Genomic DNA, 13,313 nt, shown 5'->3' on the forward strand with positions numbered 1-13,313 from the left:
CAGTGACCAGGACAACCGGAATCCGGCGCCGGGAGAGACGCGGGCGGACCTTGTCAGCCATGCGGATGCGCCGCAGCGGTTGCCGGTGATGTGGCAGCGTTCGCCCCCCGACCGGAGCCCCGCCCCGGACCCGCGGACGCCCATGGGGCAGAAGGCCCATCTGCCCAGCTGGGGACGGAGTCATCGGGGTGACAGAGGTGTTGCTTCACGGTGCACTCCAAAGCGAGTTAAGGGTAACGGTTTTCATTGTACTCAAGGGTGAGGGGCGTGGATCCAGCTGGACGGCAACTCGGGGCGCACAGTTCCGCCGACCGCACCATTGCGCTCTCGCTGAGGTGCCCTCGCTCGGTTCCGGCCACAGCCCAGCGGATGGGCCCGGACCCAGATGGGTACGAAGGTACCCGCATATCCGGATCTTGGACCCCGATCAGCCGGTCGCTCCTACTCCGTGCGGTGGTTCAGCCGCACGGCGCGTAGCACGACGTCGTTGACGTGGTGGGTGCTGATCGCTCCCGGGGGGCGGGGGCGGGTCTCGTTCACGTCGATGCGCCAGTCGCCTGAAGCCAGGATCTCGGCGACGATCTCGTCGATGCCGACGTACGCCTCCGGGTCGTACATGCGAGTCTGCTCGCCGGGGTCCGACGGGTGCTGAAGCCAGGTCAGGTCGTGGCCGACGACGAGCAGCGTCCCACCGACGGCCACGGCGTCGAGTAGGTTGCGCAGCCCGCGCTGCTCAGGGGTGCGCTGGAACGAACCGTACTGCAGGGAGACGAGATCATAGGTCTCGTCCGCATACGCGGCGGGGTCGTTGGCGTCGCTGTGCAGCGTGCGGACCTTGAGCCCGCGGCGTTCCGCTTCGGCCCGGATGCGGTCGAGTGCCTTGTTGGAGACGTCGGAGGCGGTCACCCGCCAGCCTCGTTGGGCCAGCCAGAGCGCGTCGGCTCCCTCCCCCGCGCCGACGTCGAGCGCCCGCCCGGGGGGCAGGTCCGTCGCCTCCGCCGTGAGGGTGCCGTTCGGGTTGGCGCTCCACATGCGTTCCTGATCCCCGTATCGGCCGTCCCATTCGATCGCGACGCCGGAGGGGCGGACACCCGCTGTGGTGTCTTCGGCGGCGAGGCTGAAGGCGATCTGGGCACCGATCCAACTACCATTCGCCGCAGACTGCAGGACCTGGGCGCTCGGGTCCGTCAGGTTCCCGGCGGCGAAGAGGCCCTCGACATTGGTCCGTCCAGTGGGGTCGACCGCGACGAAGTTACCGAGTCCATTGGGGTGGGCGGTGGTGTCGATACCGAGCCCGGCGAGCATCTCGACCCGAGGACGGAACCGGGCCCCGGTGAAGACCGCGTCGGCCGGCAGGCGGTGGCCGTTGGTGAGCTCCACGATGAGTGACCCGTCCGGGTCGGCGTCGGCCACCCGACGCACCGCGCCCTCGACCACCGGGACCCCAGAGGCGACGAGGGACTGCACCGTGGCCGGGTCGATGCCCGTCGCGTCATGCAGAACCACGGTCAACTGGTCGGTCAGGTGCCGCATCAGCGGGGTCGGGTGCAGACCGATCCCCGTCGTGACGATCTGCACGACCCGCAGGTCGCGGACCTCCCAGCCGTGGCAGAACGGGCAGTTGAACACCTGACGGCCCCAACGCTCGGCGAGGCCGTCAATGTCGGGAAGCTCATCGAGGATGCCGGTCGCGGCCAGTAGCCGCCGTGCGACGAGGCCGTGACCGCCCGAGAGTTCGAGGTGGAAGCCGTCGTCTTCCTTCCGCGCCGCTAGGACACGGCCGGTGAGGATGTTGCCGCCATAGCTACGGACCTCTTCCCGCCCGATAGCGCGCATCGCCTCCGGTGGGGTGCCCTCGCGTCCGAGGTAGCCATGCATGTGCGCTGCCGGAGCGTTCCGCGGCGTGTCGTCGTCGACGACGACGACCGAGCGTCGCTGACGGGCAAGCTGCAGCGCGGCCGCCAGACCGGCCGCCGATCCGCCGATGACGGCGACATCGCACCTGCGCACGATGCTCTGGTGCGGTGCGTGTTCGTGTCTTCCGTGGGCATGGTCTGTCATGTGTCCAGCGTAGGATGCCAAGCGGGAAGTGAAAGGGAGATTGCGGAATCTGCAAGGTTCCCGCATGCTGGGGACATGAGCAACCGCAGTGAGGTGGAGCGTCTGGCCCGCGCCCGGTTGCGGAGCATCCGCACCACGCTCGGCTACTCCCTGGACGAGCTCGCTCGGCGCAGCAACCTCAGCCCGTCGACGATCAGCCGGGTCGAGACGGGTAAACGGACGCTCAGCCTCGATGTGCTGGTGCCGCTGGCCGGCGCGCTACAGATCAGCCTCGACGTCCTCTTCGAGGCGCCCAGCGACGAGGACGTGGTGATCCGTCCCGTGCAGCACCGTTCGGGATCACGCGTCACCTGGCCGCTGAGCCGCGTCGATGGGCGCACCATGGCGATGAAGGTCCGGTTGGAGCCCGAGGCGACCATGCCCGCCCAGCGGGTCCATCCGGGGTACGACTGGTTCCTGGTGCTTGAGGGCAGGGTGCTGTTGTGGCTCGGTGAGCGGCAGATCGAGGTCGCAAAGGGCGAGGCAGCCGAGTTCTCGACGATGACACCGCACTCGATGACAGCGCTCCACGGGCCGGCCGAGCTAATCATGATCTTCGACCGAGAGGGACAGCGCGCGCATCTACACCAGTGAGAGCGCGTGCCAGAAGGCGACGTCGGGCTGGTCGGGCGACGGCCGCTGTGGTGTCGCCTGTTCAAATCCACCCGGTAGTGGCTCGGCAGCTTGGGTAGGTGCGGACCTCGCATCCGCCTCCGCGCAGGTAGCCGACGAGCCGATCAAGGTCATCGGTGCCCACCATCTGAGGTCATGGACCGGATCGAGTCCCGGCCTGGTCAGCATGGCGGAGATGCCCGCCGTCAGGCCGGTGCGGGTCTGGTGCAGGTCGGCGAGCAAGGCGCTTCCGTGGTTCCGGGCCTCACGAAACCTTTACAAGATCACGACCCCGTGAATATCCAGGGCTTACTTCTCGTGGCAATTGGTTGACGCTCCAAGATCTGAAAATCTACAAGGACGGCTGACCGGTAAACTTTAGGGTCACTTCGCCGGCGGGGAGGAGCTGTCGTGCCCCAATGAAGCGTCGGGCCACCAACAAGCCAGCATCATGGGCGGCTTGGCCGCCGTGGCTGGCTGAGGCATCTGTCACGAGCCATGGGGTGAGATCTCGCTCGAATGCGTCTACGGCTGACTTGAGCACGCAACTCTCGGTGGCCACACCGCAGAAGAAGAGGTGCGTCCAGCCCTCCCGGGCGGCGAGGTCAGCGCCCTCGCTCGTGAAGTATGAGTAGATGCGCTTGTCGACCACAGCCCGTGCCCGAGCGGCGTGTTGGCTCAGCTCGGGCACGATCTCCGTCTCCGGCGCGTGCTGTACCGCCGACCAGTGGATTAGACGCTCGAACGGGCTGCCCGGGTAGTTATGGTAGCGGGTGAAAACGACGGGTTGGCCTGTCGCCTCCCAGCGTTCGACCAACTCCACGACCTTGGGGATGACGTGCCGGCTTCGGTCGTTGATGAAGCCGTTCTGCATGTCGATGACGATCAGGGCGGCACGTGTGCTGCTCATGCGGTGACTCTGCCACCTATCATCTCGGCCTCGCGAAGCGCGGTCTGCGCCTGCGTCAGCCGCTCCGGTAGGCCACTCGTCGTGACGGCGGCCTGACGCAACAAGCAGTGCTGCGCCGTCTCCTGAGCGCGTGCCGTGGTGAGCCGCGAGTGCGCAGCCCTCAGGAAGCGCCAGCCGAACCTCGGCGACATCACCGGGTCGCGACCGTCCTCTACGGCCCGTTGGATGTGTCGGCAGTAGGCCCATAGCATCTGCACATCGCCCTCAAGCGAGACGAGTTCGTCAACCGTGAGTGCTCGCTCGGGAGAGAGCGGATGGTAGGCCAGCCCTGACCACGTCGCGAAGCCGACGGATACGCCAGGTATCCCGAATGATTCAACGCTAGGTTGATCGAATCCCTCGGCCAACAACTGGGCCTCGACATGTTGCCAACTGGCTGTGGCCGAGGCGACGCGTGGCGGTTGACCAGCACGGATGGGAGGCTCAAGAGGCGAACCGCGTTCTCCAGGTCCTCGCGGCGGCACCCTGGCTCGTGCAGGAGGTACATCGACATCACGTACTCAGGCATCGCTGCCTGGCTGTCGGGCTGCTTGGGCAGAAGCTGATCGATCTGCTGGGCTGCCCAGGGCAGATCACTCTCGTAGCTGGCGTATCGCCATGCTGCGAATTCCCGTTGGCCCCAATCCCTTGACACGTTCCGGATCGGGTGGGGTTGTCCTGCGTCGATCGCAATCTATAGGCCGCTGGCAGCACCATGAGTGATCTTCGTGTCACTCGGTGTCAGCTCTGGGTTCTGTCGACCTGGGGAGGCCGGACATGGCGGTGTTGTACCCAGCGGTGCAGGTTTCCGGAGGGCTGCTGCCCGGCGGTGTGCTTCAGCGGATCGGCGAGGGCGACCCGGATGTCCCGGGCATCGATCCGGTCTCCTACGATTTGGGCCGCCAGTGAGCCGGTGCGCCGCCTGGCCAACGCCAAGTACCTGTACCTGCGCGAGACGTACGCGGATTTCACCAAGCGGAGGAACCGGGGCGTCGGCTCCATCGCGCGGCTGGCCCGCGACGAGTGGCTGGGCCGGGCCGCCGGACCGGCGGGTGCCGCGCCGCACGCCATGGTCCAACAGTTGCTCAACCAGAGCGACCGGCACCTCTGGGCGGTGCTCTCCAACGGCCAGCGCCTGCGGCTGCTGCGCGACTCGACAAGTCTGGTCGGCTCGTCGTACGTCGAGTTCGACCTTCAGTCGATCTTCGAGGGGGAGCTGTTCGCGGACTTCGTGCTGCTGTTCCGGATGGCGCACGCCACTCGGCTCAAGCCCCAGGACGAAGCGGTCGGCCCGCCGTCCTGCCTGCTGGAACAGTGGAGGGCGTATGGGGCCAAGCAGGGGGAGCGGCTCTCACCCGGCTGCGTGGCGGCGTCGAGGCCGCGCTGGAGATCCTCAGCCTGCTGTCGAGCTACACGGCCCGCGACCTCACGCCGTACGCCCGGGACCTCGGCGACCAGGGGGCGCCGTTCGGGTGGGATCCCCGGCGGCGGGAGCTGATCCGTGCGGAGCTGGAGGCTGCCTACTTCCACCTTTATGGCCTTACCCGCGACGAGGCCGACCATGTCCTCGACACCTTCGCCGTCTTCAGACAGCGCGAGGAACGCACATACGGTGAGTACCGGATGAAGCGTCTGATCCTTGATCGCTACGACGCCATGGCCGAGGCTGTCCTCATGGGACGATCTCGTTTGCCGCTCCTCGACCCGCCACCCGGCCACGGGCCACACCACCGGGTGCGATCGGAAGAATCGTGGTGACGGGTTACGGCAACATCGACGAAGCAGGCCGGCGAATACCGCGGCGGGACATGACCAGCCGCCCGTTCCCTGACCTGACCGGGCAACAGCCCTCGGCCATCCTGAACAGCCTGCGCGAATGGGCGGAGGGCCAGGCTGAGGACACGATCGCGTGGTACCTGCGCGACAAGGCGGCGCGCCGCAGGATCTCCCGCCTGCTTCGCGGGTGCGCGATCCTGCTGGGCATCGCCGGGGGAGTGGTGCCGCTACTCAGCGCGGCGAGCGCCGGTATCGGTGCGAGCTGGGGCTACGTGCTGCTCGCCATGGCGGGTGGGTGCCTGGCGTTCGATCATTTCTTCGGGTTGTCATCGGCCTGGATGCGCGACATCGCCACCGCGCAGGCGCTGCAACGAGCGCTCACCGAGTTCCGGCTGGACTGGGCGACCACCGGTCTGCGTACTGAGGCCAACGGTGGATACGGCCCGGTCGGGCCGGAGGTGGCGCGGCAGCGTGAGGAACTGATCCGGGTGCTGGTGACGCGGACCGCCGAGCTGGTGGAGGCGGAGACCGGCGAATGGCTGAGCGAGTTTCGCACAAACATCGGTGACCTGAACCGGCGAAGCGAATGGACGGCCTCGTCAGCTCAGCCCTCCGCCGACCCCGCCCTGAGACAGCCGGGCTCCAGCTGAGCCGCCTTCGAATCGGCAGGTGCGGCAAAGGTGTAGTGTTCGCGCAGCTCATCGAAGGCGTCCAGCGTGACGTCCGGCGCGTACTGCGATGACTCGGCGTCCGCGCTCTCGGCTGCCCTGACGGCCGCTGGCTCCCAGTGGGGCAGCCGCAACGATGTCGGCCTGCCGCCACCCCGTCTCGGCCATCCCCAGCGGCATGTCAAGGCCGATCACGGGGTGCTGCTGGTGTCGTTCGACGCGGCGACCGGGGTCTGCGAGGCGGGCTGCTGGCTGGAACCGGCGGCCGAGGGGCGTGGCCTGGTGACTCGCGCGGTCGAACGGATCATCGACTGGGCGCTGGTGGAGCGCGGCCTGCGCCGGGTCGAGTGGCGCACCGACGCCGGCAACGTCCGCAGCATCGCGGTGGCCCGTCGGCTCGGCATGCGGCGCGACGGCGTACTGCGGAAGGTGTTGTCCCGCCCGGGCGGGCTCGACGGCCGACGGCTGACGGGTGCGGGCCCCGGCCAGGAGGGCTCAGGGAGAGGCGGTCAGAGGGCGAAGCGGATGGCGAGGGTGCCGTCCATAGTGTCCCGAGAGTGCTGTCCATAGTGTCCGCAGCCGGCATTGACGGGCTTAATGAAAATCAGTATCGTTTTCATGTCCTGCTGGTAGCCGGCAGACCACTCTGCCGGTCGTTCGTCCCGAGACAGGAGTTTGCATGCTCAAGATCCGACACGCCCGGCGCACCATGATCGCCGGCCTCGTCGGCCTCTCGGTTGCGTTGGCCGTGCCCGCCGGGCCGGCAGCCGCCGATGTCTACGCCACCAACGACATCACCGCCGGTCACATCGACATCGTCAACATCGAGTGCCCGTCGAGTCCCTCCCTCGCGTTGACCACCAAGCTCGATTCGGGGACCCCGATCAACCCGACCGACCTGCACAACTACGCCTTTGTGCACCAGGACGCGGCCAGCCCCTACGTGTCCTGGGTGCCGACCACGGGTACGGCCGGTTACTGGCAGGTCAGCATCTCCTCCGCCACGATGGGGTCGGCGCCCTGGGTCGGCTTCAACTTCAACGGCAGTTGCGCGGGCAGCGGCAACGTGTGGCTCAGCCAGGCGAGCGCCGCCAACCCGGGCCGGGTGGAACTGCGCAACTCCGGCGGATCGGTGGCGCTGAGCACGGCTACCAGTGCGACGTACGCCCTCGTCTCCGGCCAGCATACGCACTTCGAGTGGCGGTTCTACGCTTCGTCCAAGCCGACGACGGCCGCCACGTACCGGCTGTACTTCGGGTTCGGTAGCAACGGACCGCCGCTGAGCACGCAGAACTGGCTCGAAGCCGAGTTCGTCATCGTCCCCTGAGGTCCGTCAGCGACACCCGGTGCCCGGAATCATCCATGTTTCCGGGCACCATCCCCTGTCCTCACCCCTGCACCACGAGTCCTTAGGGTTGCCATGTTCTCGCACCTCCGTCTCGGACAGACACGGCTCTCCGCCCACGTTGTCGTACTCTCCGCCGTTGTCGCGGTCGGCCTGGCCGGGCTCGCCGCAGTGCCGCTGCTCGCGTCGGCCGCCGATCCGCTCCCGGCGCAGACGCCAGCGGGCAGGTATCAGCTCACGGCGTATCCGGACGAGAGCGGTGCGATGAACATGGCGCTGTTGGACGATCAGACCGCCGAGATCGTCACGGTGAATCCCGACGGTCTGGCGTTCCGGGTCGCGTCGGACGCCGTCACCGAGGTGCCGGCGGATGAGTCGTACGCCTGGCTGGGGGAGGCGGGCGCGACCGGCTTCACCACCCGGGGGGCCTCCGACCCGGCCGCCGACGGCCTGGTGTTGTCCTTCAGCGCGAACGGTCCCCTCGACTACTACTACGACCACCTGATCCCGGCGGGAGCCCAGGTCTCCTTCACGGCGACCGACGTCGTCGGCCCGGGTGCGTTCGCCTACTACCAGACGGCCATGCCCTGGGAGAATCCGGACGCCGACGTTCCGATCGGATTCCGCTTCGGCACCGGGGCCCAGCGGGACGGCACACCACAGTCGACCGTTCCGACGGAACTGGATCCCTACAGCTACAAGCCGACCCGGTTCCGGTTCGACGCAGCCGGAATGTACTGCCTCACGATGACCGCGCAGACGCCACTGCTCGACGGCGGCACGGCGGCGAGGTCGCTGTCGATCCGGTTCGCGGTGGGCGACACGACGCCGGCCGACGCCGCATGCGGTTCCGCCGCACCGACCGGCCCGCTGCCCACTCCCAGCGGTTCCGCCGAACCGAGCCCGACCGGTTCTCCCAGCCCCAGCCCCAGCCAGCCCACCGACCCGACGGTCGCCGACTGGGTGGTCCGGGAAGGGCACATCGACGCGATCGCCGCCCAGCTGGACGACGACGGGTTGTCCCTGCGGGCGAAGTACGACGTTCCCCGGGAGGCCCGGCAGGCGTGGATCGAGTACGACGACCTGGTGCTCGCCACGCCGGACACCGCCAGGCACACCACCCCGACGGCCTACTCGCCGGGCGACGACTGGAGCTTCATCGCACCGCCCGGCAGCACGTACTGGAACCTCCCGCTCGACCAGCAGGCGGGCATGCCGTGGGCCGGCCTCAGCACCGAGTCTCCGACCCTTGCCGCCCTCGGGGACAACAGTGTGTTGTGGCGGGTCGATGCCGTCACCGGTCCCGGCGGCGCCGCCGCACCCGGGGAGTTCACGCTCTGGCAGGGCGAGCCGCAACGGGGGCAGCAGGCCGTCGACCGGCAGGACCTGCCCGAGGCGAGCACCCGGCTCGGCCTGCCGGCGGCGCAGTGGGTCCCGTTGCACCGGCACGCGCACTACAACTGGTCCTTCACCGCACCCGGTGTCTACTGCGTGGCGATGAGCCTTCGAGCCGAGACGTCGGCCGGGCAGCGCCTGACCGATTCCGAGCAGCTCACCATCGCCGTCGGTGATGCGACCGACGCCAACGCCGTGACCCCCTGCGGGCGGACGCAGCCCTATCCCGAGGCGGTTCCCGCCAGCCCGACCCCGGTGCCCGGTCACGGTCCGGTCGTGCTCGACGCCGGTGTCACTTCGATGGTGAGCACCCTCGACGCGGACGGCCTGAACACCCGGCTCAAGGTCTTCGATGCGGCCGCCGCCGGATGGGGTGCCACCCGCAACCTCGACGAGGTGATCTTCCACCGTCCCGCAGCCCTCTCCGGCGCCGCGCACCACGTCCCCGGTTTCCCCACCCCGGTGTACGGCTGGTCGCTGCCGGCGACCCGCTGGGACCTCACGGGCATACCGCCGCACCAGGTTTCCGGTGACATCCGCTGGTCCCTCGCGGCCCTGGCCGGCCCCGGTGACGTGGCGCTGTCCGCGGGAGAGACACAGCGCGGGCCGTACGTGTTCAACACCGCCACCGGACACCGCGACCCGTACGCCCTGTGGGCCGGTTCTGCCGGCGGTGCCGCGAACAGCGCCTTGTCCTGGTCGTTCTCGCGTCCCGGCAAGTACTGCATCACGATGAAGTGGCAGGCCGACCTGCCCGACGGCGGCGGCACCGTCGCCGACACCAGGATCCTCACCTTCGTGGTCGACGGACCGCTGGACCCGACGACGCGCCGCGACGGCTCCGGGAACTATCCCGGCCCGGCCTTCCGGCATGGCGCGCACACCCTTGCCACCACCTGCGCCCAGGGCGGTGCGGCGACCACGCCGGAGGAGGTGCCCCTACCCGGAGGCCCGCCGGTCGAGACCCCGTGGGACGTGCCGAACTGGTCCCAAACGGACAGTGGTGCGGTGATCCTCAACGACGGGCACGTCGATGTCGCCTCGGTCCACCGCGACGGCGAACTCACGACCCGGGTGAAGGACACCACGGTGGAGGGCCTGGCCAACAAGCCGGCGGACGAGCCGGCCTACTGGCACGACCCCTCCGATGTGGTGCTGCAACTGCTGCCGGAGTCGAAGATGCCGGTGCCGGACGATCCGCGGTACACCTTCCTCGGGACGCCGGGAAGCTCCGTCTGGAGGCTCCCCCAGACCCAGCAGGCCGGTCTGCTGTGGCCGGGCTGGTCGACCGAGCACCTCGAACCGGGCGCCTATCCCGAGGGAATCCGGTGGACGTTGACCGCAGCTCGGGGCCCGGGACACTTCGTCCTCTACACCGGCGGTGGGGTCAGTCCGATCACCCAGGTCTTCAACTCTGCGGACGGGTCGCCCGACCACTACACGATCCCGCCGGCCACACATGCCCACGGCAACTGGGTGTTCACCGCCGAAGGCGTCTACTGCCTCGACTTCGAGCGTGCCGTCGGCGAACCGTCGCAGGCTCACTCGTTCACCCTCGCGGTCGCCGTCGGCGAAACCGACCCGCGACTCGTCGACCCGTCCCGGTGCGTCGACGCCGGTCCGGGGCGCACCGTACCGGAGCCGCCGAACGCGCCGGCCGCCGATGCACGCGGCGACGCCGTCACCGTCACCTGGACCGCACCGGCGGACGGCGGATCCCCCATCACCGGCTACACCGTCCGGCTGCACGGGGGGCAGAGCCCGCTCGTCCAGGAGACCACCGCACAGACCACGGCTACCTTCACCCGCGTACCCGCTGGCACCTACACCGCCACCGTCGCCGCGAGCAACATGATCGGTACCTCGACATCGTCTGCACCGTCCCCACCGGTCGTGGTGGGGTCCGGCACCAGCCAGCAGATCATCGTCGCGCTGGACCCGGCGCACGGTGGCCTGCTGATCTCCGTCGACCCCGACGACCGGCAGGTGGTGTTGCCGGAGGCCGTCCTGGCGCCTTCGGGCGACCGATGGCAGGCCGCCGGGCAACTGCGGCCGGTCACCGTCACCGACACGCGTACGACGGCACCCGGTTGGAACGCCTCCGGCCAGGTCGGCGACTTCACCTCCGCGAGCGGCCCGGTCAGTGGCACCTATCTCGGTTGGACGCCGCGCGTCCTCACGCAGGCTCCCGGACAGGGGGTGACCCCCGGTCCTGCGGTGTCGGGTGCCCTGTCCGGTGGCGCGGGCCTGACGGCTGGCAGCGTCCTCGGGTCGGCGTCATCCGGCGCCGGCCGTGGAAGTGCCAAGCTGACCGCGGACCTGCAACTGGAGCTGCCCACCGACACCGCTTCGGGTACCTACACCGCCACCGTCACCCTCACCGCCATCTGACCTGCGACAATATCTATAATGAAAACCCTTATCACTAAGGAGGGGGTGGGTAAGTATGGCTGGAGGTCAGCAGACGCCGGTGACTGACACGGGAGCGGGTCCGGACACCCGGGGTTATCTGGACTATCTGCTCACGAACCGGAACTTCTCGGCACCCGCCGTGGCCGCCGCGATTGCGGCAATAGAACTGAACGTCCCCAATCGGCCGCTACGGGTGCTGGATGCCGGTACGGGAGCGGGCGGTGCATTGCCGGAGTTGATCGCTGCGGTACGGGGGCGAAGCGGGCACGGCGGAACGGTGGTGGCGGTGGACGCCGCCGCGCGGGCGGTCGAGGCCGCCGGGCGTCGACTCGACGATCTGGACCTCGACGGGGTGACGGCCGATCTGCGGGTGGGTGACCTGCGTGACGTGGTGGCCGAGGCCACGGCAGCCGGTGACCGGTTCGACCTGATCTGGTCGTCCGACGTGATCTGGCCAGCCACGTTCGATGATCCTGCCGCCGTGGTGCAGGCCCTCGCCGAGGCGCTCGTTCCCGGTGGAACGTTGGCGTTGTTCACCTCGAACTACTACCAGTCGATGTTCCTTCCCGGGCACTCGCGGCTGGAGCGGCTGATCCGGACGGCATCGGAGCTCACCTGGAGGCTGCCCGGCGACGGGCCGACTCATTACGAACGGTTGGGAGCCTGGATGCGAGCCGCTGGCCTGGTCGAGGTCACCATCGGGGTCCACCCGATCGCCGCCCCGGTCTCCGATCCTGCGGCACGGGCGTTCCTGGAGCAGACCGTGTGGCCGGAGATGCGCCACGCGGTGTCCTCCAACGGACGTGCCGCAGGCATGAGCGAGACCGACATCGCTCGCGCCGGAGAACTGCTCGATCCCGACAGCTCCGCCTGGGTCGGTAACGACCCGGACGGCTATGTCGTCCAGCCCGCCCTGCTGTGGACCGGGCGGAGCACCATCGGATGAGCGGCGACATCGAGCAACCCCACCAGGAGGCCGAGCGGGGCAGCGGGCCGGACATCGACGGCACGCAGCACCTGAGCGCGCTCGCCGCTCCCGGGGCCCTGGCTGACTGGCGCCTGGCGCTCTGCTTCGAGACCGCCCACGACGCCGGCGTACTCGACGGTCTGCCGGCCACCGCCCCGCAGATCGCGGCCGCGAGGCGTCTGGACGAAGCCGCGGTCCGGGCGATCCTGTACGTGCTCGTCGCCTGGGAGTACGCGACCGTCGACGACAACGGCGTCTTCAGCGTGGGACCGCGTGGCACCGGTCAGCAGGAGCGGGCGGCGTTGGCTCAGCACGGCGCCTGGATACGTCGCTGGGCGACGTTGGTGCCCCGTCGCGTGCACGACCGGCAGGCTGCTGCACCGGACGAACCGCCGAGGCCCGATCCGGCGGTGGGCCTGGCGTTGCTGGAATCGGCCAGTCGCCCCTACCACGGTCCGGTCACGCAGGCCTGCCGGTCGGCGTACGCGGACGGTGTGGCGGCACCGGCGAACATGCGGGTGCTTGACCTCGGCGGTGGACACGGCGCCTACGCGCTGGAGTTCGCCCGCCACGGTTGTGTCACGACGATGCAGGACCTTCCAGGAGTGATCGACCTCGCCCGGACCGATGGACGGTTGGCGAGCGCCGGCGTCGAACTGGTCGCCGGAGACGCATTCGTTGAACTCCCGGCTGGTCCGTTCGATCTCGTCCTGTGCGGGACGTTGACGAACATCTTCGATATGGCCCGGGTGCGGGACCTCCTCGGGCGGCTGCGAGGGATCCTGGCGTCCGACGGTCAACTCGCCATCGCCACGTGGGTGCGTGACCGTGGCCCGGTCGGCGCCGCCTTCGGTGTGCAGATGCTCGTCGCCACCCCCGGCGGCGACGCCCACAGCGAGGACGACTACCGAGCCGCGCTGGGCGATGCCGGCTACTCCGACATCCGGGTGACCGAGCACGGCGACCCGCCGCTCGCCCTGATTCTCGCCCGGTGCGGCGAAGTCCTGCACGCCCGCTCCTGAGCGGGAGGAAGCGACCTGGCCCGGCCGAGGCTGGACGCGCGGAACGACGGGTGCGGCGTGGCTTCCG

At 69.1% G+C, this 13,313-nt stretch carries 12 protein-coding genes; 10 read left to right on the forward strand and 2 right to left on the reverse strand.

From position 1 onward, the window contains the following. Positions 1 to 441: 441 nt before the first annotated feature. Complete coding sequence (locus ID554_RS23690; RefSeq protein ID WP_199489197.1) at positions 442 to 2,010, reverse strand: FAD-dependent oxidoreductase; 1,569 nt, start codon at positions 2,008 to 2,010, stop codon at positions 442 to 444. A gap of 126 nt (positions 2,011 to 2,136) precedes the next feature. On the opposite strand from ID554_RS23690, the gene ID554_RS23695 reads away from it, so the two are divergent. Together ID554_RS23695 and ID554_RS23700 are read left to right on the forward strand one after the other, a co-directional pair. Then, positions 2,137 to 2,694 (forward strand): helix-turn-helix domain-containing protein, encoded by a 558-nt coding sequence (locus tag ID554_RS23695; RefSeq protein ID WP_117228425.1) that lies wholly within the window; start codon positions 2,137 to 2,139, stop codon positions 2,692 to 2,694. Between the two features lie 174 nt (positions 2,695 to 2,868). Next, a complete protein-coding gene (locus ID554_RS23700) occupies positions 2,869 to 3,045 on the forward strand; it encodes a hypothetical protein (protein ID WP_158573736.1) in 177 nt (58 codons plus the stop codon). A gap of 19 nt (positions 3,046 to 3,064) precedes the next feature. Here the strand turns inward: ID554_RS23700 and ID554_RS23705 are convergent, their stop codons facing one another. Continuing rightward, positions 3,065 to 3,622, reverse strand: a complete 558-nt coding sequence (locus tag ID554_RS23705; protein ID WP_117228426.1) for an isochorismatase family cysteine hydrolase — start codon at positions 3,620 to 3,622, stop codon at positions 3,065 to 3,067. 816 nt (positions 3,623 to 4,438) lie between these two features. On the opposite strand from ID554_RS23705, the gene ID554_RS32525 reads away from it, so the two are divergent. The 8 genes from ID554_RS32525 (at position 4,439) to ID554_RS23740 (ending at position 13,246) form a co-directional block, all read left to right on the forward strand. Further along, positions 4,439 to 4,570, forward strand: coding sequence for a hypothetical protein (locus tag ID554_RS32525; protein ID WP_263407303.1), 132 nt, complete (start codon positions 4,439 to 4,441; stop codon positions 4,568 to 4,570). Positions 4,571 to 4,574: 4 nt separating this feature from the next. After that, positions 4,575 to 5,159 (forward strand): hypothetical protein, encoded by a 585-nt coding sequence (locus tag ID554_RS23710; RefSeq protein WP_117228428.1) that lies wholly within the window; start codon positions 4,575 to 4,577, stop codon positions 5,157 to 5,159. A 310-nt stretch (positions 5,160 to 5,469) separates the two neighbouring features. After that, positions 5,470 to 6,087, forward strand: a complete 618-nt coding sequence (locus ID554_RS23715) for an SLATT domain-containing protein (protein ID WP_117228429.1) — start codon at positions 5,470 to 5,472, stop codon at positions 6,085 to 6,087. Positions 6,088 to 6,153: 66 nt separating this feature from the next. Further along, on the forward strand, positions 6,154 to 6,675 hold the full coding sequence (locus ID554_RS23720) for a GNAT family N-acetyltransferase (protein WP_396888405.1): 522 nt from the start codon (positions 6,154 to 6,156) through the stop codon (positions 6,673 to 6,675). A gap of 109 nt (positions 6,676 to 6,784) precedes the next feature. Further along, positions 6,785 to 7,432, forward strand: a complete 648-nt coding sequence (locus ID554_RS23725) for a hypothetical protein (RefSeq protein ID WP_117228430.1) — start codon at positions 6,785 to 6,787, stop codon at positions 7,430 to 7,432. A gap of 93 nt (positions 7,433 to 7,525) precedes the next feature. Then, positions 7,526 to 11,236, forward strand: coding sequence for a choice-of-anchor M domain-containing protein (locus ID554_RS23730; protein WP_117228431.1), 3,711 nt, complete (start codon positions 7,526 to 7,528; stop codon positions 11,234 to 11,236). A gap of 79 nt (positions 11,237 to 11,315) precedes the next feature. Further along, complete coding sequence (locus ID554_RS23735) at positions 11,316 to 12,203, forward strand: methyltransferase domain-containing protein (RefSeq protein WP_199489198.1); 888 nt, start codon at positions 11,316 to 11,318, stop codon at positions 12,201 to 12,203. Next, positions 12,200 to 13,246, forward strand: a complete 1,047-nt coding sequence (locus ID554_RS23740; protein ID WP_147333458.1) for a class I SAM-dependent methyltransferase — start codon at positions 12,200 to 12,202, stop codon at positions 13,244 to 13,246. Before ID554_RS23735 ends, ID554_RS23740 begins: the two co-directional genes overlap by 4 nt. Positions 13,247 to 13,313: the final 67 nt, after the last annotated feature.

Origin of the sequence: Micromonospora craniellae, from assembly GCF_014764405.1 — a bacterium.
GTDB classification, from domain to species: domain Bacteria; phylum Actinomycetota; class Actinomycetes; order Mycobacteriales; family Micromonosporaceae; genus Micromonospora; species Micromonospora craniellae.